This is a genomic window from Pseudomonas sp. KH_017 (assembly GCF_057840285.1).
Genome location: NZ_CM174509.1, coordinates 1,160,236 through 1,186,228, shown reverse-complemented (window position 1 = coordinate 1,186,228; position 25,993 = coordinate 1,160,236). Strand labels below are relative to the sequence as shown.

Here is a 25,993-nt window from a genome sequence, read left to right as displayed (position 1 = left end):
AAGCGCTGTGTCAGCCTGCAATGATGTCGACTGATACAGCGCTTTCGCGAGCAAGCCCGCTCCCACATTGGATCGAGGGTTTAGAGGAGGTTGCGATCGGCCACAGGCTCGATCTGCGCCCAATGTGAAGTGTCTTCACGGTGCTCGCGCAAATACGGCAACACCGCCCCCAGCAACGGCGCCTTGAACGCCTCCTGGAAGCGATGGGCCAGGCCCGGAATCAAGACCAACTGACTGCCACGCAGATGCGCCGCCAGATGCACCCCGTGCATCACCGGCAGCAGCGGATCGGCCGTGCCATGCACCACCAGCGCCGGCACCCGCAATTGATTGAGCAGGGTCACCCGGCTCGGCTCGGCGAGAATGGCCATGATCTGGCGTTTCACGCCCTCGGGATTGAACGCCCGGTCATAGGACAGTGCCGCCTGATGCAGCAGCGACTGACGATCATCGGTGACCATCGGGCTGCCCAGCGCCGCCAGCAAGTCGGCTTGTTGCTCCAGGGCCACTTCGCGGTTCGGTGCACCGCGCCGGGCCAACAACTGCACCAGCGCCGCACTCGGCGCCGGCAAGCCTTCGGCGCCGGAGGTGGTCATGATCAGGGTCAGGCTCTCGATCCGTTGCGGTGCCATGGCCGCCATGTGCTGGGCGATCATCCCGCCCATGCTGGCGCCCAACACGTGGAATTGATCGATGTGCAAGGCGTCCATCAGTCCTAGGCCATCGTCGGCCATGTCGGTCAGCGAATACGGCGACGACACCGGCAATCCGAGTTTGTAACGCAACACTTCGAAGGTCAGGTTGGCTTCGGCCGGTGCTTGCCGCCAGGTCGACAGGCCGACATCGCGATTGTCATAGCGGATCACCCGGAATCCCTGCTGGCACAGGGCGACCACCACCTCGTCCGGCCAGTGAATCAATTGCCCGCCCAGGCCCATCACCAGCAGCAATGCCGGATCCGACGCACGGCCGATACTCTGGTACGCCAGGCTTACCTGGGCCAGATCCACCCGTTCGGTCGGAACATTGACGTCACAACGCGAAGCCGCCAGGGACGGCAGGCCGAACAACAGCGCGGCCAACAATACGACTCGTGAAAAGAATGAAGCACCCATGAAAAAACACCAAAACGCAGAACCCCAGTAGAGCGCGAGTCTGATGAAGTTTGTTCAAGCGCGCTGCCACAGTTCCATGACAGTTTGATGAAGAGTGCCGGGCGGTCATCCGGCGGCAGATTCAGCCTGGCGATAACTATGTACCACCCGACCGTTTGACGACTGCCTCCTAATGCCCGTACCGCCGGCACGGCCCGGCCTTTTGGAGACTCATCGTCATGGTTGACGAAAACACCCCCCTAACGGCCTATTTCGGCCTTGCCTTCCTTTTGCCCACCAACCCTGATCAAGGTCTGACCCTGAGCGCCTCGGAACGCTGGAATGAATGCTGTGAACAGTGGCGAGCCCTTATGGCGCAAAACCCGCAGTCGCCGCTCGCCAGCACTTGGTGGAATGCCCGTGCGCGCGGTACGGATCAGTCACGCAAGGCACAGGCAAACCGCTTGTACCGCCAGCATTTCGAGGCGTCGAGCCAATGGGCGTTTGCGCAAGGCATTCTGCAAGCCGAACAGATCAAGACATTGCAGGCGATCATCGACCCGCCCGTGCAGGCGGCAACACCTGGCACCCCGCGCTTCTACGTCGAGCAACTGCGTCTCAAGGATGACACTGCGCGATCAGTGGAGCTATCGGGCGCGCTGGTCATCACCCGGGACACGAAGCAACCGGTCACTCAACTGCTGTACTTGCCTTACCAGACAACCGTCTGGATGACCTTTCAAAGTCGCGATGAAATGGAAAGCTGGCTGATCGAACATCAGCCGCAGACGTTCGGCCAAACCCGGCTACCGACAGGTACAGTCAGTGTCGATTACACAGTACTTGAGCAGAGAGTGCTGCAGAGCAGCGCCGAATCCCTGTGGTCGCGCCTGCTCGTCGCACCTGACGACCGATCGCGCAACGAATTGATCCTGGCCCTGCCCGCCACCCTGCCGGACGCGGATACCAACGACGAAGATGTCCTGTTCAGCCAGTTAAGCCCCAATATTCCACTGGGCATCCGTCGCCAGGCACTGGTGCAACAGCTCACGGCACTGGATACCTTGCTGGGCGAGAACTTTCAGGGCGACCACACTGACCCGCGCTTGCAACGTCTGCAGCAGCAAATGGACGCCCTCACTAAGGCCGAGCAGGCCAGCACCACCGCCGCAACCGCACTGCTGCACAGCGACAGTGCGCAGGAAATGCTGGAACTGCGCCACAAAAACCGCCCGCACTACGCCGCCCTCCACCAGGCGCGCCTGGACGGCCTGCGCGCCGAAGCCGGGCTGCAATTGAGCCTGAACCAGATCAGCCACGAGGAACATCAATGGCTGATCAGCGTGCTGGATGCACCAGATCAACCACGCCCGGCCGGGGTGGTGGTGGCGCGCCTGGTGTTGTCGATGACGGACACCGAAGGTGACACCACCCGCACACAATCCCAGGAGCTGGACGGTGTATTGCTGTTTGCCCAACCGTCGGCCCTGCTGCCGTCCTCGACCGAAAGCCTGCTGCTCTACTGGCCCGGACGTTTCGGTGGCCTGCAACGGTTCGCCTCTCGACAGGCGCTGGAACAGACGCTGTTCAAACTGGCGGCCAACGACAGCAATCAAGCACTGCATCTGCTGCCACTGACTGCAAACCCGTTCGAATACGCCTTGCAGAACCAGCTTCACAGCTGTGAACAACAAGTGGCCCGGCTGCTGACCGCCAACCCGGTTCCGTCTCGCGCCAGTCAACGCGAGACGGAACTGGAAAAACTGCGCGAACAGACCCTCGCCTGCCTGACGGTTCCTGTGCCCGCAGCCCGGGAGCTGGCGCACCAGCACATTGTCGAGCAAGTTCACAGCAGTGCGCTGGCCGCACGCTTGCCGGCGTGGCACAGCGCCTTGTCCGCCGAGCAACGTGAGCGGATCAAGACGCTGTTCACCTCATACATCACGGCCATGAAGCGCTCCCATGAATGGCTGGCGCGCGAGCTGCCGCCCCGCGACGCCTTCAGCAAAAAGGCCATTGATGCCCACCTGCGCCAGGCGTTCGGCCTGACCCGCAACGTTGACGTGCTGCTGGACGTGCCTGACTCCACCACCTGGCGCAAGGTCGTCACCGAGGGGGCGGCACCGGGGACACCCCAGAAAAGCGAGCTGGTCGCCAGCCAGCAACGCGGCAAGTTGTCCCTCGGCGACCTGGCGCAAGGCAACATTGATCAGGCGATGTCGTGGCGACTGTCGTTCATGCAAGTCGAGACCAGTGGCGGTGAGGAAACAGATCAACAGAAGCTGAAAACAGGCATCACCCCGACCTGGCTGCGCAAGATGGTCACCGAACTGGACCTGGCCGGACAGTATGAAACGCTGATCCGTGAAACCTTCCTCGGCACCTCGACCGCGCCGGCCTTCAGCAATGAATACCGCCACGAATGCCTGAGCGAACCCTGGCGCCTGATGCTGCGCCTGCAAGGCGAGTTCGCCGTGCTCGCCAAAGACATCAATGCCGATGGCCAACAAGTCCTGGACATCGCCATCGATGCCAGCAGCCGTGAAGCCTTCAGTGCCAATGGCAAACGCATCGAACTGCTGCCGGCGCACCTGACGGTGGGCGGCAAGGACACTCCTGGCCAAGGGCCGAGCACCCTGTCCGGCGTGACCTTCATTGTCGAGCGGATCAGCGGCCTGACCCTGCTCTACCTGCCGGACAGCCCGGACGGTGTGTTTGTGCGCCAGTTCGACAACCTTGAGCAGGCGCGGATGCGGCTGTTCAACGATTGCCTGCGCAGCTCCATGGTGACCTATCTCGCCGGACGGGCCTTGACCGGAGAGTTCGCCCGTCACGTCAGCCGAATCAACGAGGCACGAGTGAGAAACTTCGACGGCCTGATCGGCGTAGGTACGCCTTGGCCATCCAGCACCTCCCTGGCGGCGCATCTGCTGAACGTGCACATGGGCCGTTTGCTGGAGGCTCATCGAGCGACATCGCGCTCCAACGACGCCTTGTACCTGGAGCAAGTCGCCCTGAAGTCCGGCGCGATGTTCAACTACCTGAAAATGGCCGTGGGCATGCTGCCTTTCGTCGGTACGGCCATCGCCCTGTACGACGCCTGGAACAGCGCCAACCTGGCGGTGGCGGCGTTCATGCGTGGGGATGTTGGTCACGGGCTGGCGGAGGTCGAAGCGGTGCTGTTGTCATTTATCGACGCGGCCATGGATGTGCTGCCCGGCGCCAGTGCAGCACCTTCGGCAGCGCTTGCCATCACCCGCCAGCGCCAGTTGCGCGCCGTCAGCAAAAGCGTCGGCGCCCTGCGCAGTTCGACTCAGCGCCAGGCACAACGAACCCTGGAACGTTTCAAGGGCTATGAATACGAACCGATGATCTCCCTCGCAGGCCTGCAACCGGGCACCGAGGGCCTCTATCACCAGGTGTATCGTCACGCTGACGGCCATTTCATGGTCAGCCAGGGGCGAATCTATCGCATCGAGCTGGAAGGCACACCACCTCGCTGGCGCTTGAGCGGCACCAGCAACCGGACCTACAAACAGCCGGTCGCCCTCGATGAGTCAGGCCACTGGAACACCCACTACGCGGTGTACGGCACCGTGATCGAAGGCGGCGGCGTGGGAGGTGGCGCGGTGCTTGGGCACATGGCCGATGGATTGGACCCTCTCTGGCCCGTCGCCATTCGCCGCTGGCTGCCACGCTGGTGGACGGATCGGGCCTTGCGTCGGCAGTTGACCCTGACTCATACCGCCGACGCCTACTTGCGACGGCTCGATACCCAGACCCGCAGCAGCAACGTCACGCTGGAGCACTACTTCGGTCTCGAACTCCAGCAGCGCCCGGCCCTTCGCGCCCGTGCCGATATCACCTGCGCGAACGATATCGACCTTGCCCAGGCCCAATACCTGAATCTCGATGAGCTGATGCTGTACAGCCATGGCCGCAAACGTGTGCAGATCGAAGACATTCAAAGCCGCTGTGCCTGGATCATCGTCGACCGTTCGTTGCAGCGGATCAGCCTGGTCAAGGAACGGCTGCTGGAGCACCTCGACCGTGTCGATCAGTTGATCGCCCGTTCAGACACCACACCGGTCACCGATACCGCCATGCACTTGCAACTCATGGCGCAGCGCAAGGAGGTCCGCAAAGACTTTCTCAAAGACTTCGATCAGCTCCATACGACGGTCGAGGAGGCCAATCGATGGAACCGCCGGATCACCAATCGGATGCAAAAATCGAAGATGGCGCAGGACATGGCGACCGTGAATGAAAAATTCAGCGACGCCAATCACTTCTACCTGAAAACGGCACATACCCTGGAAATCATCACCCACTATGACGCGTTAACCGACCTGTCCTGGGCGTACTTCCACGTGCAGTTGAAAACAGCCCGCAACAAGGTCGGCCGCGCGTTACTGACACAACATCACCTGCCCCAGGTGAGCGCCACCGTCAGCCAGCGCAACAAAGTTCTCGAAGACTGCCTGGCTGCCTATACCGAGTTCCGCCGCCAGTTGGGCGCTTGGACCATCGGCTATTCGCAGCACCTGGATCTGGAGCAAGTCACCGTATTTCTGGACAATCTGGACAGGGTCGAGGACTTGCCCGCAATGCCATCAAGACCCGCCCTTCGGTGGTTCCCAAGGAAGGACGGCCCGGGCAGCAGTTGTTCGAGACCGAAGACAACCAGTTGTTGATCGGCATCGCCAGCACCGACGCGGTCACCCGGCAAAAGCGCTTCACCATCGAAGGCGTCGATGGCCGTACGGAAACCTGGCTCCCGCGCTCCAGCGGCAAATATCACCTGAGCGAAGCACCGGGATCCGCGCAGCCAGAACTGCCGACCGATGTCAGGCCGTTACTGGTAGAAGCCGGGAAAAGGCTGGAGGCGGCAAACGCCTACACCCACAAAGTCGAAGGCTACGCGCGACAAAACATGCTGCCGGTCGACCTTGAGCACATGATGAGCAGCGAAGCTGCGGAGTTGACCCTGCGCGCCCAGGCCATCGAACAGTTGTCCACCGCCGAGGCCGTGACGCTGCAATTGCGCACACGGGCGGATGAAATGCTGCGCACGGGGCGTACCCTGCGCATCGATCAAAGCATGAACAGCAAAACCCCGACCGAAGGTTATCTGGACTATCTGCTTGAACAGCAAGTGGTGGACATCCGCAAGGAAGGCGGTTTGCGCGACCTGGGCAAACGCCCGGACGGACGACGGGATTTCCTCCAGGAGTACGAGGTGCGCGACCTGCGCAGCGAACCGGCGCAAACCCTGTGGTACGCACACTTCCACTACACCTCGGCCAAGCCGCAATTCAGCGACTTCGTCAAAGGCCATCTGAAACGGCCGGAACAACGCAACCTGGGCCTGCAATGGCAGAAGGACGTGGCCGCCAGTGGGGGTACGGTCGAGGCGATCTGGCGCGGCGACATCGGCAAACCACTGGGCAACAAACACTTTTCCACGCTGTAAAGTAGCAACGGCGGGGCACGCAATGTGCTCCGCCGTGCTGGTGGTCGACAGCGGCACCAACATGAGACAAACTCAACCTTTTCGATTTATCGACAAGTTTTCCTCATGGAGCCCCCGGTGCTTGAAATCCGTCACCTCAAGACCCTGCACGCCTTGCGCGAAGCCGACAGCCTGGTGGATGCGGCCGATCGCCTGCACCTGACCCAATCGGCCCTTTCCCATCAGTTCAAGGAGCTGGAGGAGCGCATGGGCATGCCGATATTCGTGCGCAAGACCAAACCGGTGCGCTTCACCAGCGCCGGTTTGCGCCTGCTGCAACTGGCCGACGCCACCCTGCCGCTGCTGCGCGCCGCCGAACGCGATATCAGCCGCCTGGCCGGTGGCACCGCCGGTCGTCTGCACATGGCCATCGAATGCCACAGTTGCTTCCAATGGCTGATGCCGACCATCGACCAGTTCCGCGACGCCTGGCCGGAAGTCGAACTGGACCTGGCCTCGGGGTTCTCCTTCGCCCCGCTACCGGCCCTGGCCCGTGGCGACCTGGACCTGGTGGTGACCTCCGATCCGGTGGACCTGGCCGGAATCACCTATGTACCGCTGTTCACTTATGAAGCGATGCTCGCCGTGGCCAACCAGCACCGCCTGGCCAGCAAGCCCTATATCGTCCCCGAAGACTTGCTCCCGGAAACCTTGATCACCTACCCGGTGGAAAGGGACCGACTGGACATCTTCACCCGCTTCCTCGAACCCGCCGACATCGAACCGGCCCAGGTCCGCACCTCGGAATTGACAGTGATGATGATGCAACTGGTGGCCAGCGGTCGCGGTGTGTGCGGCATGCCTCATTGGGCACTGCATGAATACAGTTCGCGAGGCTATGTGAAAGCCAAGCGGCTGGGTGAGAAAGGCTTGTTCGCCACACTGTATGCGGCGATCCGCGCCGACATGCTCGATGCGCCGTACATGCGCGACTTCTTGCTGACGGCCAAGGACACGTCGTTTTCGACGCTGGATGGGGTGAGTGCGGTTCGATAAAGGTTGCTTGATCAACACCGATCAAATGTGGGAGCGGGCTTGCTCGCGAAGGCGGCATTACATTCAAGATTGAAGTTGTCTGACACACCGTTTTCGCGAGCAAGCCCGCTCCCACAAGGGATCTGCGGTAACTTCAGAGTTCGCGCCACATATGAATCTTGTCGAAATAGTCCTCACCCACCCGCACGGCCATCGGCTCCAGGCCGAACTGGACGAAACCGCAGCGCTGGTAGAGGTTGAACGCGGCATCGTTGCCGGCGGTGACAGTCAACTGGATCAGGCGCAAACCTCCATGGTTCTGCGCCTCGGCCAATGCCGCCTGAACCAGTTGATGACCGAGCCCGCGCCGGCGGATAGTCGGTGAAACATACATGCCAAACAACGTCACCTTGTGCCTGGCCTTTTCCCGAGGCTCGAACGCAAGGCCGACGATGCCGGCCAACCGGCCTTCTTCGAACACCCCGAGCACCACGTCCAGCTTGCCGGTCAGGCGCGACTCCCACCAACTCAGCGGCATCACCGCCCGCTCACGCACGCTCGAGGTGAAGGCTTGCGGGTGCAGGTCGTAGGCTTCGAGCATCAGCGCCCGGTAGTCCAGGGCATGGCTGGCATCCAGTCGTTCGATCCACATCCTCAGACCATCCGTTTTTGCTCAAGCATCAGCCGCAGCGCCAACGCCGACAACACAAAGCCCATGAAATAGCGCTGCATCGCCAGCCAGGTCGGATTGTTGACGAACCACGAGGCGATGCCCGCGGCAAACATGGCGATCAGCAGGTTGACGCAGAAACTGACACTGATCTGGGTCAGGCCGAGAATGATGCTCTGGCTGAACACCGAGCCGTGCTCCGGCGTGATGAACTGCGGAAACACCGACAGATAGAACACCGCGATTTTCGGGTTCAAGGCGCTGGTCAGAAAGCCCATGGTGATCAGCTTGCGCGATGAATCCGGGGGCAACTGCTGCGCCTCGAACGGCGAGCGCGCACCGGGTTTGACCGCCTGCCAGGCCAGCCACAACAGGTACAGCGCACCGGCCCACTTCAACACCTCATAGGCCATCGGCACCGCCAGGAACACCGCGGTCAAACCGGCGGCGGCAGCGAACAGGTGCACGAAGAATCCCGCAACCACCCCAAGCAACGAAATCACCCCGGCCTTGCGACCCTGGCAGATCGAACGGGAGATCAGGTAGATCATGTTCGGCCCCGGCGTCAGTACCATCAGCAACGCGGCAGCAGCAAAAATCAGCAGGTCTTGAAGCGGGATCATGGGCGAAGTCCTTTGCGTAATGATCAGGCGATCGCAGTCAGCGATGCACGATAGAACGGCAGGATCAGGTCCCGTGTCAATGGCGCCAGGCTGATACCGCCATCGCTGGACGGGTCGATCCAGATCACTTCTTCGATCTCCGCCGCAGGCGTCACGTCGACATCGATGTGCAGCTGAAAAATCTCGGCGTGTACGACAAAGCCCGGCTCGTTGGCGGCCGGTGCCGAGAAGTGACCGAGGTAAACGGCCTGCACCGGGTCGATGTCCAGACCCAGCTCTTCTTCCAGCTCCCGGGCCAGCGCATGAACCGGCAATTCATGGGGCTCGATCTTGCCACCCGGCTGCATGAACGCCGTGGTGCCGCGCTTGCGTACCAACAGTGTGCGGCCACCAGGGCCGATCAGCAGGGCGGCGGCGATATGGATAATGCGTGGTGAAACAGCGGATGCAGATGTCATGTGTCAGCCATGGACCCTGATGGAAATCACAAGGATCCCATGTCCGACCGTCCGCCGTCATGCCTTGGCCTGAAGCGGCTCCGGCGTATCCTGCGGGACCTTCACGAAAATCCTGTACTTGCCGCCTTCCATGGCTTCGAAGGCGATCAGTTTTTCCACCAGTGGGCTGCTCAACACCTTGCCGGCATTGAGCAGGAGCATGCCGTTATCGGCGTTGAGATTGCGCGCCAGCACCATCCCGGCCGTGAGTTCCCGGGTGGTCAGGACCTTGACCTGCGGATCGGCCAAGGTGATATCGCTCAGGAAGGTGATGCATACCTTAATGAAATCTTCGAGCAGGTCAGGATCGTAAAGCCGTCCGGCGTACTGGCGCAGGTAGAGCAGCGCTTCGTCGCTGTTCATCTGTCGTTCGAGAATCAATCCTCGCTGCAACTCGACGAAGTCGACCGCCAGCTTCAGCAATCGCGATCCGAACGGAATGGCTTCGCCCTTGAGCCGGTCGGGGAAACCGCTGCCGTCCCAGCGTTCCTGATGGTGCAGGATCAACCGCGCCGCATCCTTCATCGGGTCCAAGGTCATCAGTAGCGATTCGCTCTGCTTCGGATAGCCACGATAGCGGTCACGGTCAGTGTGCCTCAGCAGATCCGAAGGGGTGACCATCATGCTGTCGGACCAGCTCAGCTTGCCGATGTTGTACAGAGCGGCCGCCATGGTCAGGTCGCGGCTGGCGGCTTCGTCCAGCCCGTGTTCCGTGCAGTAGCCGCGCACCAGTTCGATGATCTGCCGGTTGGTCTGCTTGGCCGGAGGCAGGCGCAGGTTGGCCAGCAGCGAAAACACCTCAATGCCGGTGACATAGCTGTGCTTGAGCTCCTCGTAAGCCAGGTCGAGCATGTCGGCGGTCTGCTGCAATTCGGCGGTGCGGGCGGCGACGTGTTTTTCCAGTGTGCTATTGAGCAACTTGAGCTGGTCGTTCTGCACCCGGGTCAATTGTTCCAGGCGCTGGCGCTCACGCTCCGAATGCTGGTGGTCCAGGGCCTGGCGCAGGGTCAGGAGCATTTCGTCGTCATTCCAGGGTTTGCTGGTGTAGTGGTGGATCTGCCCTTCATTGATGGCTTTGATGATCGCCGAGGGGTCTGCATAACCGGTGAGCATGATCCGCATGGTTGCCGGATAGCGCTGACGGACATGGGCCAGCAACGTGGCGCCGTCCATATTGGGCATGCGTGCATCGCTCATCACCAGATCCACTGGCTGCAATGCCATGATTTCCAGCGCCTGGGCACCGCTGGTGGCCAGCAGCACCTCGTAGGGCTGGCCGCGCAACAGGCGACGCAGACTGTTGAGGATCGACTCCTCGTCATCGACCAGCAACACTTTGGGGCGATTGTTCAACATCGGTACGGATTGCTCTTCCATGGCATGGTCTCAAGCGAGTCATTGAGTGTGACAGGCAGCGCGGGCCTGCCGTTTTTCCTGCCGACGCTTGAATGACAGGCTAGATGATTTTCCGTATCGCTCGCGCTAATTATTGTTTTGAGTTCTGCAGGCAAAGTGGCCAATGGCAACTATGCTCAGCGCAATGGACTGTACAACCGGCCTGCAAGCAGGCATGTGAGGAGGGAAAAGGATGCTCCCGATAATGAACGCGTGTACTCCTGCGGGTACCGCCCCATGAACACCTGGCAGACGTGCATCAACCGCCGTGTGCTCATCGTCGACGACACTGCGTCGATCCATGCCGATTTTGCCAAGATACTCAGCCCGGCCACTGTCGAAGATGACAGTCTTGGACAAACCGAAAGCCTCCTGTTCGGCACCCTGTCCCCCGCGCAGACACAACACTTTGAACTGGACTCGGCGTTCCAGGGCCGCGAAGCCCTGGACAAGCTCGAAGCCGCCCTGGCCGATGATCGTCCCTATGCAATGGCATTCATCGATATGCGCATGCCGCCTGGCTGGGATGGCCTGGAGACCATCGAACGGTTATGGCAGGTCGATCCCAAATTGCAGGTGGCGCTGTGCACCGCCTACTCCGACTACTCCTGGGAGGACATCGACCAACGACTGGCGCTGAACGACCGCCTGCTGATTCTGAAGAAGCCCTTCGACGCCATTGAGATACGCCAGATGGCCAGCGCACTCACGGTCAAATGGCAAATGACCGAAGACGCCGCGCTCAAGATGAACCTGCTGGAACAGGCGGTCCAGGAACGCACCCGGGAACTGTCCGACGCCAACATCATCGTGCAGAACAGCCCGACCATCCTTTACCGGTTGCGTGGCGAGCCGTCGTTTCCGCTGATGTACATTTCCCATAACATCACACGCTACGGTCACGTTGCGGCCGACCTGCTGAACTCGGCCAACTGGGCCCAGCAGCTGATCCACCCGGACGACCAGGCCAGTGTGGATACGGCCATGGCCCGGGTGCTGGACCGGCATGCGCTGGGCGCCTCGATTGAGTTTCGCCTGCGCACCGGCCAGGGTGCATGGCGTTGGGTGGAGAACCGCTACATTCCCGTACGCGACCATGACGGTCGCCTGCTGGAAGTCGAGGGAATCATTCTCGACATTACCGAACGCCGGCTGGCCGAGGAAAAAATGGCCTTGCTCGCCCGCACGGACGGGCTCACCGGCCTGGCCAACCGCGCCACCCTGATCGAACGCCTGCATCAGGCCTTTGCTGCCGCACGTCGAGGCGCAGCGGCATTCGCGGTATTTTATCTGGATCTGGATCACTTCAAGCGGATCAACGACACCCTTGGCCACCCGGTGGGTGATCTGTTGTTGCAGGAAGTGGCCCGGCGCATCAAATCCGGCGTGCGGGAAAACGATGTGGTGGCACGCCTGGGCGGGGACGAGTTCGCGATCCTGCAACTGGACGTCAGCGACCCGACCCAGTCCGCCGCCATGGCGGCCAATATCCGCGATGCGCTGCTGACGCCGTACAACCTCGCCGGCAATGCCCTGCACCTTTCAGTCAGCATCGGTATCAGTAGCTACAGCGTCGCCTGTCTCGACGCCGACAGCCTGCTGAGCCAGGCGGACATGGCGCTGTACCGCGCCAAGGAAATGGGCCGCAATCAGTATCACTTCCACTCTCAGGAGATCACTCAGGAGGTGGCCGAACGCATGGCCATCGCCAATGACTTGATGACGGCCATCGAACGCGATGAACTGGCGCTGCATTACGTTCCGGAAGTGGATATGCACAGCGGCAGGATCCTGGGCATGGAAGCGCAAGTGCGCTGGTGCCATCCCCGGCGTGGCGAACTGCAGGCGTCGGCTTTCGTGCCCGCGGCGGAAAAGACCGGTGCCATCATCCCTCTCGGACGCTGGGTGCTGAATCAGGCCTGCAGGCAGATGAGCCTGTGGCGTAACGAGCGAATGGCGCCCCCCGTGATGGCGATCAAACTGTCCCTGGCGCAGCTCAAGAGTGGTCCGGAGCTCATTTACGACGTGCTGCGCACCACTGCACGATGGGAACTCGCCCCCTGGGACCTGCGTTTCGACGTGACCGAAGCGACTCTGGCGCAAACCAAGTGGACCCAGAACGATGTATTGCCGCGCCTGCGGGAGCTGGGGGTAAAGATCGCCATCGATGATTTCGGCACCGAATATTCATCATTCGATTACCTGAAAACCTACCGGGTCAATCACCTGAAGCTGAACCAATCCTTTCTCGATGGCGCGACCCAGGATGCGGCTGGCGCCAACAGCCTGCGGGCAATCGTCAACTTCGCCCGGGACCTGGGTATCGGCATCATTACTGAAGGCGTCCAGACGTCGGATCAACCCCGCACACCAGAGTCAGCCGCCCCGCTATCAAGCGCGCAAGGCCTCTACTTCAGCGAGGCCGTGAATCCTGAACAAGCGGCCCGATTGCTCAGGGACGGGAGCATGGCTCCCCCGTCCTCCAGGGAGGATGAGGGATGACAACACTTTTCCCCCAGACCAACCGACGTATCCTCATCATTGACGATGCACCGGCGATCCATGCCGATTTTCGCAAGATCCTCACCCCGGGCACCAGCGACGAGGTGAATCTGGACAGTCTCGAACACTCCCTGTTCGGGACTCCGCAATCACCACGTCTCACCTTCCAGCTCGACTCCGCCTACCAGGGCAAGGAAGCCCTGGAGCTGGTCGAACGTGCACTGGCCGATAGCCGCCCCTATGCCCTGGCATTTATCGACATGCGTATGCCGCCCGGCTGGGACGGCCTGGAAACCATTGAACACCTGTGGAATGCCGACCCGAACCTGCAAATTGCCTTGTGCACCGCCTATACCGACTACAGCTGGGAGGCCATGGCCGAACGACTGGAGTTCGGTGACCAGTTGCTGATTCTGAAAAAACCTTTCGATACCCTGGAAATCCGCCAGATGGCCAATGCCCTGACCTGGAAATGGCAGCTGGCACAGGACGCGGCGCTGAAGTTGTTGAGCCTTGAGCAGACCATCGAGGCACGTGTGCACGAACTGCTCAAGGTGTCGCACCTGCTGCAGTACGACGCCCTTACAGGGCTGCCCAACAGCACATTGCTGGGTGATCGACTGAGCCAGTCGCTGGCCGCTGCCCGACGCCATGACAAGCATCTGGTGGTGATGTTTCTCGGTCTGGATCGATTCAAGCGCATCAACAACGCTCTGGGCCACCCGGCCGGGGACGAAATGCTCAAACGGGTCGGGCAACAACTGCTCAAGTACGTGCGCGAGTCCGACTCGGTCTTTCGTTATGGCGCCGACGAATTCGTGGTGATCCTCACCGACATCAACCACCCCCAGCAGACTCGTGGCATCGCCGAAAAACTGCTGAGTGCCGTGCGCTGCCCACAGTCGATCGCTGGCCAGGAGATCAGCATCACCGCCAGCCTGGGCATCAGCGTTTATCCCGATGACGGGCTCGACGCCATCGACCTGATCAAAAAAGCCGAATCCGCCATGCGCAACATCAAGGAAAGCGGCCCGAACGACATCGGTTTTTTCATCGAAGCCATGAACCAGCGTGCCCGGGAGCAGCACAGTATCGAATCGGGCATTCGTCAGGCCCTGCAAAGGCACGAATTCGTCCTGCACTACCAACCGAAAATCGAACTGCGCAGCGGACGGGTGGTCGGTGCCGAGGCGCTGGTGCGCTGGAAAAAACCCGGGAATGGCTGGGTCTACCCTTCCGATTTCATCCCCGTGGCCGAAGACAGCGGCCTGATCGTGCCACTGAGCAAGTGGGTATTGGCCGAAGCCTGTCGCCAGACACGACTCTGGCAAGCGGCCGGACTGCCGGCGATCCGCATGTCAGTCAACACGTCGGCCATCGACTTTCGTCAACGTGATTTCGTCGAAGGCGTCAAACAGATACTCGAACAGACGGGAATGCCCCCCTGCCTGCTGGAACTGGAGATCACCGAAGGTGTACTGATGCAGAACGTCGAGACGACCATGACCGCGCTGAACCGGCTGAAGACGCTGGGGGTGCGGCTGGCCATCGATGACTTCGGCACCGGTTATTCCAGCTTGAGCTATCTACGCCGGTTCCCCATCGATGTGCTGAAAATCGATCAGTCGTTCATTCATGGCTTGAGCAATGACACCAACGATGCCGCCCTGGTCAGCGCGATCATCAGTCTGGGCAGGAGCCTCGATCTGAATGTCATCGCCGAAGGCGTCGAGACCGAGGAGCAACTGGCGTTTCTCAAGGCCCATCAATGTGAGGAAGGCCAAGGTTACTACTTTAGCAAGGCCCTGCCGGCAGACGCTTTTGCGCGGCTGCTGGCCGTTGGCTGGGCAGAACAGCGAGACGACTCATGAACAGGCAGAAACGACAGTCCGGCGGTAAATTCGCGAGACGATGGCCCATGTCCCTTGTCCCCCACTCCCTTGCAATCCTGCTTTACGGGCTCAGTGCAATCGCCGGTGCCGCGCCGCTGGACGAACCGCTCAAACCTTTGCCCGAGATACCGAAACAGAACCCCGGTCAGGTCGAACTCGGTCGCAGGCTCTTCAGTGATCCGCGCCTGTCGGTCAACAACACCCTGTCCTGCGCCAGTTGTCATCAACTGGACAGAAACGGAGCTGACACCCGCGCACTTTCCCTCGGCTTCGATGGACAACCGGTATCGATCAACACGCCGACAGTGTTCAACGCCAGCCTCAACTTTCGCCAATTCTGGGACGGCCGCGTCGAAACGCTCGAGGCGCAAAGCAACGTCGTCATTACCAGTCCCCACGAAATGGGCAGCGACTGGAAGACCATCGTCCAGCGGATTTCCGAGGATGCAGACTACCGCGCAGGCTTCAGCGCGGCGTACCCGAATGGAGTGACCAAGGCCAATATACAGAGCGCACTGGCCGCCTACGAGCGCACCCTGCTGACGCCCGGATCGCGTTTCGATCAATACCTGCTGGGCAATACGAGCATCCTGACCCTCGACGAGAAATACGGCTATCAGCGCTTCAAGGACTACGGCTGCATCGCCTGTCATCAGGGCGTGAACATCGGTGGCAACATGTTCCAGAAGTTCGGGGTGTTCGGTGATTACATCGCCGATCGCGGTAACCCGACCGCCGCCGACCAGGGACGGTTCAACATTACCGGTGACGAAGCGGACCGCTCGGTGTTCAAGGTCCCGAGCCTGCGCAATGTCGCCCTGACCGCCCCCTACTTTCACGACGGCTCGGCGCCCACCCTCGAAAGAGCCGTGGACGTCATGTTCCAGTATCAGTTGGGGCGCATGCCGAGCGCTGAAGACAAAGCGCTGATTGTGAAGTTTCTCAAGACGCTGACCGGCGAAAGGGCGGGCAAGTCATGAAAAGAATCTCGCGTCGTGCCAGCCTGCTGTTACTCGGGCTCGTCGCCGTGCTCCTGGCCTCGATCCTGGTTTTTCTGTACTTCAATTCCAACTCGGAACATACCGTGACCTACTCGGAATCCCGGGATCTGATCCGCCTGATCAAACAGCAGGACGCCCAGTGGGAAAACGAGGTCCTCAAGTCCCGGGTGGCGATTTCGCATAACTACGACCCTCTGGTTTCGCCAATGAACGAGATGAACCGGCTATGGGAGCACTTCGACAGCATAGAATCGGGTCAAAGGCGCAACGAATCACAGCAATGGAACGATGCCCATGAAGCTTTTCTGCAGGCGATGCAGGAAAAGACCCACCTGGTGGAGCAGTTCAAGTCGCACAACGCCTTGCTGCGCAACTCGCTGGCCTTCCTGCCCACCGCCGAGGACGACATCCAGGCACAACTGGCCGACCTGCCTGACCTCGACAAGCTGCAAGTGCAAAACATCGCCACCGATACCTATGACCTGTTGCTCAGTGCCCTGGAGTTCGCCCAGGTCACCTCCACCGACAAAGCCGCCGACATTCAGGTGGGGCTGAGCAAACTGGCGGTCAACGCGCAACGCTTGCCTGGAGAATTTCATGACCCGATCAGGATCCTCAGCAATCACGTCGCCCTGATCCTGCGCGAGCAGCCGCTTGTCAACGCTTTGCTCGAAGACATCGAAGCGGTTCCCGTGGCGGATCGTCTGGACGACATCACCAACATGATCAACCAGGATCAGCAACGGGCCGAGAAAATCGACAAAAAGTACCATTTCTACCTGCTGGTGTTTTCCGGCCTGCTGGTGTTGCTGCTGATGTGGCTGGCATTTCGCCTGATCCGCAGCTTCGCCGAGATCAACCGGGTCAACAGTGCTCTGCAAACCGCCAACGACGTACTCGAACAGCGGGTCGAGGAACGTACCCGCGAGCTCAGGAATGCCCAGAGTGAACTGCTCGCCACCGCACGCCAGGCCGGCATGGCCGAAATCGCGACCAACGTGCTGCACAACGTCGGCAACGTGCTCAATAGCGTGAACATCTCTGCCGACCTGATTGCGCGAAAGCTTCGCGGCAGCAAGACCCTCGGACTGGGCAAGGCAATGCAACTGATCAACGGGCATCCGGACGACCTTGGCCATTTCCTGACCGAGGACGACAAGGGCAAGCTACTGCCCGGTTATCTCAATCAACTGGTCGACGCCATCGCCCAGGAACAGCAGGAGATGGCCGACGAACTGGGGCAGATGAGCAAGAGCGTCGACCACATCAAGGACATCGTTGCCACCCAGCAATCCTATGCCGGGGCCAACAGCATCACCGAACCGCTGTACATCAGCGAACTGCTCGAAGACGCCCTGCGCATGAATGCAGGAGCACTGACCCGGCATCACGTCACGGTGATCAAGGAATACAGCGAGGTGCCTCAGGTGATGGGGGACAAGCACCGCTTGCTGCTGATCCTGATCAACCTGATCAGCAACGCCAAGTACGCAATGTCCGACCTCAGCAACCGCTCAAGGGAAATGACCCTCGGTATGCGAGTCGTCGACGACACTTTCCTGGAAATCAGCGTCAGGGATGATGGCGAAGGTATCGCCCCGGAAAACATGACGCGGATCTTTGCCCACGGTTTCACCACCCGCAAGGAAGGTCATGGTTTCGGCCTGCACAGCTGTGCGCTGGCGGCCATCGAGATGAACGGACACCTCACCGCCCACAGCGACGGCCCGGGCCTGGGCGCATTGTTTACCTTGCAGATACCGCTGATCACCGTAGTGGAGAACGCATGAGTGAGCTCTCGAACCGCCGTATTCTGTTGATCGACGACATGCCGTCGATTCACGACGATTTTCGCAAGATCCTCGCCCCGCCCCAGGCTCACTCGGCAGAACTCGACGAGATGGAGGCCGCATTGTTTGGCAAACAGGCCAAAACCGACCACCCGACGTTCGAACTGGATTCGGCCTATGGTGGCGAAGAAGGCCTGGGCAAACTCAACCGGGCGCTGCAGGAACAACGACCCTACGCGCTGGCGTTTGTCGATATGCGAATGCCCGACGGCTGGGACGGGGCAAAAACCATCGAACACCTGTGGCAGCAGGATCCGCAACTACAGGTAGTGGTCTGCACCGCCTATTCCGATTATTCCTGGGACGATCTGCTCAATCGTCTGAATGCCCATGACCGGCTGCTGATCCTGAAGAAACCGTTCGACAACATCGAAGTCAAGCAGATGGCCAACACCCTGCTGACCAAATGGGAAATGACCGAACGGGCCTCGCTGCAGATGCATCACCTGGAACACCTGGTGGATCAGCGCACCGCCCAGCTCAAGCATGCCAGCGAGGCCTTGCAGCGGGAAATCGACGAGCGCAAGCAACTGGAAGGCCAGTTGGTGCAATCGGAAAAGCTCGCTTCGCTGGGCCAACTGGCGGCCGGTGTCGCGCATGAGATCAACAATCCGATCGGGTTCATCTCCTCCAACCTTGGCACTCTGGATGGTTACTTTCAGCAACTGCTGACCATGCTCGACGCTTATCACCGCGCGGAACAGGCCCTGGCGGGCAGCCAGATAGCGCTGCAACTGGAGCACCTGCGCGAGCAGGTCGAACTTGAGTATCTGCGCGAGGACGTGCCGCTGCTGATCAAGGAGTCGAAGGAGGGCATCAGCCGGGTCGGGCAGATCGTCAGGGACCTGAAAGACTTCTCCCGGATCGACAACAATCAGGAATGGCAATGGGCCAATCTGCAACAGGGCATCGAGTCGACACTGAACATTGTCGCCAGCGAACTCAAGTACAAGGCCGATGTGGTCAAAGACTACCAGGCGCTGCCGGAAATCGAGTGCCTGCCGTCGCAAATCAACCAGGTCATCATGAACCTCGTGGTCAACGCCGCGCAGGCCATGGGCCCCGAACGCGGCACCATCACCCTTCGCACCGGGACGCAGGGCGAGACGGCGTGGATCGAAATCGCCGATACAGGATCAGGCATCGCGCCCGACACCCTGCAAAAAATCTTCGATCCGTTTTTCACAACCAAACCGGTGGGCCAAGGGACAGGGCTTGGCCTGTCCCTGTCCTATGGCATCGTGAAAAAACATGGTGGCGATATTTCGGTGCGCAGCGAACTGGGGGTCGGTACGACGTTTCGCGTACAACTTCCGCTACGCCAGACCCGACCGGCCGCCTGACGGCGCCTCAGAGCGCTTCCTGAAAATCCAATTCCGGCGGCTGGCGACGGAACCCGCCGGTCAGCACCGCCAGGTACACCACGCCAATCGCCAGCCAGCTCAGGCCCAGGTAAATCGCGAGATGATCGAGGCTGACCATCAGCCACAGGTCCGCCACCAGACCGATGAACGGGAACAGCAGGAACAGCACGAACTCACGCGGGCCTTTTTTCTCGCCACCGATCCAGTAATGGAAGATCACCGACAGGTTGACCAGGCTGAACGCCAGGAACGCGCCGAAGTTGATGAACGAGGTCGAGGTGGTGACATCCAGTTTCAGTGCCAGCAACGCCACCACCGCACACAGCAGGATGCTGTTGATCGGCGTGCCGAAGCGTTCGTGCAAGGTGCCGAAAAACGACTTCGGCAACACGCCATCGCGGCCCATGGCGTACAGCAGCCGCGAACCGCTGGCCTGGGCCGAAAGCCCCGAGGCGAACTGGCCGACGATCAGGCCGATCAGGAAGATCGACACGAACAGGTCGCCACCGATGTTGCGGGCAATTTCATAGGCCGCCGAGTCGACGCTGTCGAACCGGAACGGCGGATGGGCGATCTGCACAAAGTACGACACGCCGACGAAAATCAGCCCGCCGATCAGGGTGATCAGCATGATCGCCCGGGGAATGGTGCGGCGTGGATCACGGGTTTCTTCGGTCAGGGTGCTGACCGCGTCGAAGCCCAGGAACGAGTAACAGGCGATGGCCGCGCCGCTCATGATCAGCGGCATCTGCATGTCGCCGTTGAAGAACGGCTTAATCGACCACAGCGGCGTGCTCGCATCACCGCCGACGTAATGCACGCACAGCGCGACGAAGGCGATCAGCACCAAAAACTGCACCAACATCAGCAAGGCGTTGATACCGTTGGCCAGTTTCAGGCCGACGATGTTGATCGCGCTGGTGATGCCGATGAACGCCAGCACCCAGACCCACTGCGGCACCGCCGGGAAGGCGGAGTTGAGGTAGGCCGCGCCGATCAGCCAGATCGCCATGGGCAGGAACAGGTAATCGAGCAGTACCGCCCAACCGGCGATAAACCCGAGTTTCGGGCTGATGGCCTTGCGTACATAGCTGTAGGCCGAGCCGGCCACCGGGAACGCCGAGGCCATGCGCCCGTAGCTCATGGCGGTGAAGAACATCGCCACCAGCGCCGCGAGGTACGCGGCCGGGACCATGCCGGCGGTGGATTGGGCGAGGATGCCAAAGGTGCCGAGCACAATGATCGGCGTCATGTAGGCGATGCCAAACAGCACCACCGACCCTAGTGACAGGGTGCGTTGCAAACGAGCCATGAGCGACTACTCCGGATTTTATTGGATTTATGGCAGAGCCGAGTTCGGCGCAAGTTACGGGTGTTGCATTGTTGTTCTTGGTTCAACTGGCAAATAGGTGTGTCGTCTGTCAGGGCCCCTTCGCGAGCAAGCCCGCTCCCACATTTGATCTCGGGCGTTCACACAACCAATGTGGGAGCGGGCTTGCTCGCGAAGGCGTCAGTCCAGCCAACACGGAATCCGGATCAGCTCTTGGGAATCAGCAGCTCCCGCACCCCGGAAACATGCTCAACCACCTCCCCTGGCAACCTCAGCCGCTGATCATCCAGATAGCGATAATCCTGGCGCGCCGCCGTCAGTTGGTTCAGGTCCAGCTCGACCGCAAACTGCCCTTCCTCGCGTCCGGCTTCGAACAACAAGGTGCCCAACGGATCGACCAATGCGCTGCCACCGGCAAACAGCAAACCTCCGTCACCCTCTTCCACCCGGTTGACCATCAGCGCAAACGCCTGGTTTTCCTGGGCGCGGGCCATCATCGCGGTGCGGTGGGTCGGGCCGTACGGGTCCATGTTGCCGTTGGTGACGATCAACAGTTCGGCCCCCAGTTGCGCCAGGGCGCGGGCGCTTTCGGGGAATTCGATGTCGTAGCAAATCAGCAGGCCCACGCGCACGCCGTTCCACAGGCAGGTGGCGTAGCGATCGCCCGCCTCGTAGACACCGCGATCCGAGGCCCACAAGTGAGTCTTGCGGTACTTCAGCGCGATGCCTTCAGGCGTGATCAGCAGCGTGGTGTTGTAGAAGCGGCCGTTGTCGTTCTCGGCCATGCCGATGGCCACGGCGATATTGCGCTCGCGGGCGGCGGCGATCACCGCACTGACCGACGGGCCGTCCAGCGCCTCGGCCACATCAGCCACGGACTCGGCCGAAGGGAAGCCCATCAAGTGGCCTTCGGGAAACAGGATCAGCTGCGTATCGGCTGCGCACGCAGCCATCGCCGTCAGGGTGCGTTCGAGGTTGTAGGCCGTGTCGTTGTCACGGCCTGCCAATTGGGCGAGTTCGACCTTCATGGGTATTCCTTGTCATGGACCGGGCGGCAGAAAGATTGCCCGGTCGGTGTCTGTGCGCCAGTATGCGCAGCAAGCAACCGGGCGGGGAATTACGCCGCTGGGGTAACACGATAGGGGTAGATGCATGACACTCTCGTTGGACGACATCGCCTGGCACCGCTCGGTGGGGCAACTGATCGACGCCCTGGACAAGCCCAATTTCTGGACCCAGCTTGTCCGCCTGCTGGACCAGTACGTGCCCTTCGACAGCTGGGTGGCGCTGCTTTTCAGTGCCGATCAGCGCCCGCAGGTGTTCGCCGAATGCCCCGGCGAGGACGGCAGCCCTGACCAGTTGTTCCAGGATTACCTGCGCGGCCTGTACCTGCTCGACCCCTTCTACATCGCCTGCCGCGAGCAGTCGCGCACCGGTCTGTATCGCCTGTCGGAAGTGGCCCCGGAGCACTTCGAGCTGACCGAGTATTACCAGCGCTACTTTCGTCTGAATGTGGTGGCCGACGAAATCCAGTTCAATTGCCAGCTCGAGGGCGACCGCACGCTGTGCCTGTCCCTGGGCAGCACCCAGCGCTTCAGCGGCCAACAGATCGCCTTGTTGTCGTTGATCCAGCCGTGGGTGCTCGGCCTGTTGCGTCAGCGTCTACCCTATGAAATCAACGAAGCCGTGGCCCTGGCCCCCGCACCGCCGCAAGCTGATTGGCGGGTACAGCTGGAGGCCTCGGTGCAGCAGCTCAAAGGCGCGCAGTTGACGGTTCGGGAGCTGGATGTCGGGCGTTTGATGCTCAGCGGTTGCTCCAGTAAAGAAATCGCCCGTAAGCTGGAAATCTCGGTCGAAACCGTGAAAGTCCACAAGAAACACATGTACAGCAAGTTGGGAATCAAATCCCAGTCCGAGCTGTTTTCGATTTTTCTCCAGGCACAAAATGCCTGAATGCCCGGTGAGGTGCTTTGCTTCATGTGGGAGCGGGCTTGCTCGCGAAAGCGGTGTGTCAGTCAACAAAAATGCTGAAAGTGAATCCGTCTTCGCGAGCAAGCCCGCTCCCACAGGGATCTTCATATCCATGCACCTGCTGCGTTGAAACCATTGAGTCCGAACCCAAGGAAACCGTATGAGCCTGTCACTCCTGAGCCGCTACGCCTTCTTTGCCGTCTGCGTGATCTTCACCCTCGCCAGCCTGCCGTTTATTGAATACGACTGGCTCTGGCCGATCACCGCCGTCACCGCTGTCCTCAGCCTGATCGGCCTGTTCGATCTGCTGCAAAGCCCACACGCAGTGCGCCGCAACTACCCGATCCTCGGCAATATCCGCTATCTGGTCGAAGGCATCCGCCCGGAAATCCGCCAGTACCTGCTCGAATCCGACAGCGACGCCCTGCCCTTCTCCCGGGCCCAGCGCTCGCTGGTCTACTCCCGGGCCAAGAATGAAACCGCCGACAAACCCTTCGGCACGCTGATTGACGTGTACCAGTCGGGTTTCGAATTCATCGGCCACTCCATGCGCCCGGCGCCGTTGAGCGACCCGAGCAGTTTCCGCGTCACCGTCGGTGGCCCACAGTGCACCCAGCCGTATTCGGCGTCGGTGTTCAATATCTCGGCGATGAGTTTCGGCTCCCTCAGCGCCAACGCCATCCGCGCGTTGAACCAGGGTGCCAAGCTCGGCAACTTCGCCCATGACACCGGCGAAGGCAGCATCAGCCCCTATCACCGGGAAAACGGTGGCGACCTGACCTGGGAACTGGGCAGCGGCTACTTCGGCTGCCGCACCAACGACGGCCGCTTCGACCCGGAACGCTTTGCGGCACAAGCCCGGACGCCGCAGGTGCGGATGATCGAAATCAAGATGAGCCAGGGCGCCAAGCCCGGCCACGGCGGCATCCTGCCCAAGCACAAGGTCACCCGGGAAATCGCCGAAACCCGCGGCATCCTGATGGGCGAGGACTGCGTGTCACCGTCGCGCCACACGGCGTTTTCCACGCCGATCGAAATGATGCATTTCATCGCACAACTGCGTGAACTGTCCGGCGGCAAACCGGTGGGCTTCAAGTTCTGCCTCGGCCATCCGTGGGAGTTCATGGGCATTGCCAAGGCCATGCTGGAAACGGGCATCCTCCCGGACTTCATCGTGGTGGACGGCAAGGAAGGCGGCACCGGTGCCGCGCCCGTGGAGTTCACCGACCACATCGGTGTGCCGATGCGCGAAGGCCTGCTGTTCGTGCACAACACCCTGGTGGGCTTGAACCTGCGGGACAAGATCAAGCTCGGCGCCAGCGGCAAGATCGTCAGCGCCTTCGACATCGCCAGCGTGCTGGCCATCGGCGCCGACTGGGCCAACTCCGCGCGCGGCTTCATGTTCGCCATCGGCTGCATCCAGTCGCAGAGCTGCCACACCAACAAATGCCCGACCGGCGTCGCCACCCAGGACACCCTGCGCCAGCGCGCGCTGGTGGTGCCGGACAAGGCCCAGCGCGTGTTCAACTTCCACCGCAACACCCTCAAGGCCCTGGCGGAAATGCTCGCCGCCGCCGGCCTCGAACATCCGTCGCAGTTGTCCGCCAAGCATCTGGTGCGACGCATGTCGGCGACCGAGATCAAGCTGTTCTCGCAGCTGCACGTTTTCCTCAAACCGGGAGAGTTGCTGACCGGCGAAGTGAACGGCGAGTTCTACTCGCGGATGTGGCAGATGGCCCGGGCCGACAGTTTCGAGCCCCATGACATAGCGGCGGCATGACCTCGCCACCCCGATCAAAATCGCGTGTCACCAACGCAGTGTTTTGCTCGGGGTCGGTTCCTTCATCACGATAAAACCGTAATCACCGATCAGGTAAATCCGGTAGAACTGGCTGTCCACCAGCGCCGGATAGCCCTGATAACCGACCCGCGTCGCGTTGCGCCGTTCCCGCTCCGCCACCACGTTGGTGATCCCGGCTTTCGGCAGATTCTCGGCCAGCATGTAAAAGTCGGTATTGAGCAGGTAGTGCAGCACCGGCAACTGCTTGAATGAACCTGCCGCCGCCACTAACCAATAGTCGGAATAACTCACCGAGATGTAGATCCGCCTGGCCTCGCGCAGCGACTGATGGCTGGCGATGTCGTACGCAAGACCGGCCAGCGCCATGGACGCAAAGGTTTTCTGCACCGTCAGCACCCGGCCATGGGCGAACGACAGCGACAACATGGCCAGCAGAGGAATCATCAACAGCAGCGGCAGGCGCTCATGGATCGACGCCAGCGCCAGATGCCCCAGGTAGAACAGCAACACCAGCAGCACGGCGAAGCCCATCAAGGTGCGGGCGCCTTCGTTGAAGTCGCGGAAAATCAGCGCCACACCGGACACCAGCAGCGTCACCAAGGGCAATGTCAGCAAGCACATCAGGCCGATCAACAGCTTCTTCGGCCCGCCTTCCTGACGCGCCGCTACGTTCAATCCCAACCGCACCGCCCCGGCTATCGCAATCAACAGCAACCCGCCAGACACCCAGAGCCATCCGCCATGGAACAACAGCACGACTTTTTCCAGGACCCGGGCAATGTTGATCTGGATCTGCAATGAAGGATGCGCCGTCCAATCGAGCAGCAATGTGCGATTCAAGTCCATGAACGGATAAGCACTGACGCTGTAGATCAACCCGCCGAGGATGACCTGGGCGGCTTTCCAGCCCAGCAAGTCGCGCCAAGGCACCGGGGCCGTTTTATCGTTGGCGGCCCTGAGCAACTCCAGGCAACACAGGCCCAGGAACACATTCAGGCTGATCTGATACAACCCCAGCGCCAGTGCTATCAGGAACGCAGGCACCAGCCATTGAACGCTACGCCACGGGTGACGAAAGGTGATGGCATAGATCACCGCCACCAGGCTCAGGGTCGTCGCCGGACCGTCGTATTGATAGGACAGGTTTTGCAAGAAGAACGGGTTGTACCAGAGCGGCAACAGCACCAGGCAACAAGCGACGCTTGGCTTGTGAAAGTAATGGAACGTCAGGCTGGTCAGCGCCGACGCCATGGCCAGCGTGGTGATCAACAAGGGCAAGGGAAAGATGTTTGGCGCGGCATGGCTGAAGGTCAGCGCGTTGTAGAACAGCTGGGTGAAGAGTCGGCCCTGTTCGGCCCAGGCCATGCCCGCCGACAGCGAACGCCAGTTGTCATCGATGTAGGGATAATCGGCGAGGATCAACGGCAGGACATACACCAGGGTGGCGAACAGAAAAAACCGCCAGACCTGATGCCGGCTGAGCTCGCGAACGAAGAAGTCGCTGAACCGGCCCATG

At 60.8% G+C, this 25,993-nt stretch carries 18 protein-coding genes; 10 read left to right on the top strand and 8 right to left on the bottom strand.

Annotated elements, in window-relative coordinates; all coding sequences use genetic code 11:
* Positions 1 to 80: 80 nt before the first annotated feature.
* Positions 81 to 1,115: an alpha/beta fold hydrolase gene (locus AC3IT6_RS05285; protein WP_489354523.1), complete on the bottom strand. Its 1,035-nt coding sequence runs from the start codon at positions 1,113 to 1,115 to the stop codon at positions 81 to 83.
* 218 nt (positions 1,116 to 1,333) lie between these two features.
* On the opposite strand from AC3IT6_RS05285, the gene AC3IT6_RS05280 reads away from it, so the two are divergent.
* The 3 genes from AC3IT6_RS05280 to metR all read left to right on the top strand — a co-directional run bounded on the left by AC3IT6_RS05280 (position 1,334) and on the right by metR (position 7,602).
* Positions 1,334 to 5,788: a dermonecrotic toxin domain-containing protein gene (locus AC3IT6_RS05280; protein WP_489354522.1), complete on the top strand. Its 4,455-nt coding sequence runs from the start codon at positions 1,334 to 1,336 to the stop codon at positions 5,786 to 5,788.
* Positions 5,758 to 6,567 (top strand): hypothetical protein, encoded by an 810-nt coding sequence (locus AC3IT6_RS05275; RefSeq protein WP_489354521.1) that lies wholly within the window; start codon positions 5,758 to 5,760, stop codon positions 6,565 to 6,567. Before AC3IT6_RS05280 ends, AC3IT6_RS05275 begins: the two co-directional genes overlap by 31 nt.
* Before the next feature lie 117 nt (positions 6,568 to 6,684).
* Positions 6,685 to 7,602 carry a transcriptional regulator MetR gene (metR, locus tag AC3IT6_RS05270; RefSeq protein WP_489354520.1) on the top strand — a complete coding sequence of 306 codons (918 nt, stop codon included), beginning with the start codon at positions 6,685 to 6,687 and terminating at the stop codon, positions 7,600 to 7,602.
* Between the two features lie 133 nt (positions 7,603 to 7,735).
* On the opposite strand, the gene AC3IT6_RS05265 is transcribed toward metR, so the two are convergent.
* The 4 genes from AC3IT6_RS05265 to nosR are packed head-to-tail and all read right to left on the bottom strand — an operon-like array spanning position 7,736 to position 10,748.
* Positions 7,736 to 8,233: a GNAT family N-acetyltransferase gene (locus tag AC3IT6_RS05265; protein ID WP_489354519.1), complete on the bottom strand. Its 498-nt coding sequence runs from the start codon at positions 8,231 to 8,233 to the stop codon at positions 7,736 to 7,738.
* Positions 8,234 to 8,235: 2 nt separating this feature from the next.
* Positions 8,236 to 8,874, bottom strand: a complete 639-nt coding sequence (locus tag AC3IT6_RS05260) for a LysE family translocator (RefSeq protein WP_489354518.1) — start codon at positions 8,872 to 8,874, stop codon at positions 8,236 to 8,238.
* A gap of 23 nt (positions 8,875 to 8,897) precedes the next feature.
* Positions 8,898 to 9,332 (bottom strand): NUDIX hydrolase, encoded by a 435-nt coding sequence (locus tag AC3IT6_RS05255; protein ID WP_489354517.1) that lies wholly within the window; start codon positions 9,330 to 9,332, stop codon positions 8,898 to 8,900.
* A 57-nt stretch (positions 9,333 to 9,389) separates the two neighbouring features.
* On the bottom strand, positions 9,390 to 10,748 hold the full coding sequence (gene nosR, locus AC3IT6_RS05250; RefSeq protein WP_489354516.1) for a response regulator c-di-GMP phosphodiesterase, NosR family: 1,359 nt from the start codon (positions 10,746 to 10,748) through the stop codon (positions 9,390 to 9,392).
* 255 nt (positions 10,749 to 11,003) lie between these two features.
* Here nosR and AC3IT6_RS05245 point away from each other — a divergent pair, with 255 nt between their 5' ends.
* Genes AC3IT6_RS05245 through AC3IT6_RS05225 form a run of 5 tightly spaced genes read left to right on the top strand, consistent with a single transcriptional unit; the run spans position 11,004 to position 19,354 of the window.
* Complete coding sequence (locus AC3IT6_RS05245) at positions 11,004 to 13,268, top strand: GGDEF/EAL domain-containing response regulator (RefSeq protein WP_489354515.1); 2,265 nt, start codon at positions 11,004 to 11,006, stop codon at positions 13,266 to 13,268.
* Positions 13,265 to 15,139, top strand: coding sequence for a putative bifunctional diguanylate cyclase/phosphodiesterase (locus AC3IT6_RS05240; protein ID WP_489354514.1), 1,875 nt, complete (start codon positions 13,265 to 13,267; stop codon positions 15,137 to 15,139). The genes AC3IT6_RS05245 and AC3IT6_RS05240 overlap by 4 nt, the downstream gene beginning before the upstream one ends.
* 47 nt (positions 15,140 to 15,186) lie before the next feature.
* A complete protein-coding gene (locus tag AC3IT6_RS05235) occupies positions 15,187 to 16,140 on the top strand; it encodes a cytochrome-c peroxidase (protein ID WP_489354513.1) in 954 nt (317 codons plus the stop codon).
* Positions 16,137 to 17,951, top strand: coding sequence for a DAHL domain-containing protein (locus tag AC3IT6_RS05230; protein WP_489354512.1), 1,815 nt, complete (start codon positions 16,137 to 16,139; stop codon positions 17,949 to 17,951). The genes AC3IT6_RS05235 and AC3IT6_RS05230 overlap by 4 nt, the downstream gene beginning before the upstream one ends.
* A complete protein-coding gene (locus AC3IT6_RS05225; RefSeq protein ID WP_489354511.1) occupies positions 17,948 to 19,354 on the top strand; it encodes an ATP-binding protein in 1,407 nt (468 codons plus the stop codon). The genes AC3IT6_RS05230 and AC3IT6_RS05225 overlap by 4 nt, the downstream gene beginning before the upstream one ends.
* Before the next feature lie 7 nt (positions 19,355 to 19,361).
* Here AC3IT6_RS05225 and AC3IT6_RS05220 read toward each other — a convergent pair whose 3' ends face one another.
* Positions 19,362 to 20,687, bottom strand: a complete 1,326-nt coding sequence (locus AC3IT6_RS05220; RefSeq protein WP_489354510.1) for an APC family permease — start codon at positions 20,685 to 20,687, stop codon at positions 19,362 to 19,364.
* A gap of 224 nt (positions 20,688 to 20,911) precedes the next feature.
* Entirely contained in the window at positions 20,912 to 21,733 is an 822-nt protein-coding gene (locus AC3IT6_RS05215) for a carbon-nitrogen hydrolase family protein (protein ID WP_489354509.1), read from the bottom strand.
* A 124-nt stretch (positions 21,734 to 21,857) separates the two neighbouring features.
* Here AC3IT6_RS05215 and AC3IT6_RS05210 point away from each other — a divergent pair, with 124 nt between their 5' ends.
* Entirely contained in the window at positions 21,858 to 22,658 is an 801-nt protein-coding gene (locus AC3IT6_RS05210; protein WP_489354508.1) for a helix-turn-helix transcriptional regulator, read from the top strand.
* Positions 22,659 to 22,836: 178 nt separating this feature from the next.
* Positions 22,837 to 24,456, top strand: a complete 1,620-nt coding sequence (locus AC3IT6_RS05205) for an FMN-binding glutamate synthase family protein (protein WP_489354507.1) — start codon at positions 22,837 to 22,839, stop codon at positions 24,454 to 24,456.
* A 27-nt stretch (positions 24,457 to 24,483) separates the two neighbouring features.
* On the opposite strand, the gene AC3IT6_RS05200 is transcribed toward AC3IT6_RS05205, so the two are convergent.
* Complete coding sequence (locus tag AC3IT6_RS05200) at positions 24,484 to 25,992, bottom strand: glucosyltransferase domain-containing protein (RefSeq protein WP_489354506.1); 1,509 nt, start codon at positions 25,990 to 25,992, stop codon at positions 24,484 to 24,486.
* Between the last annotated feature and the right edge of the window lies 1 nt (position 25,993).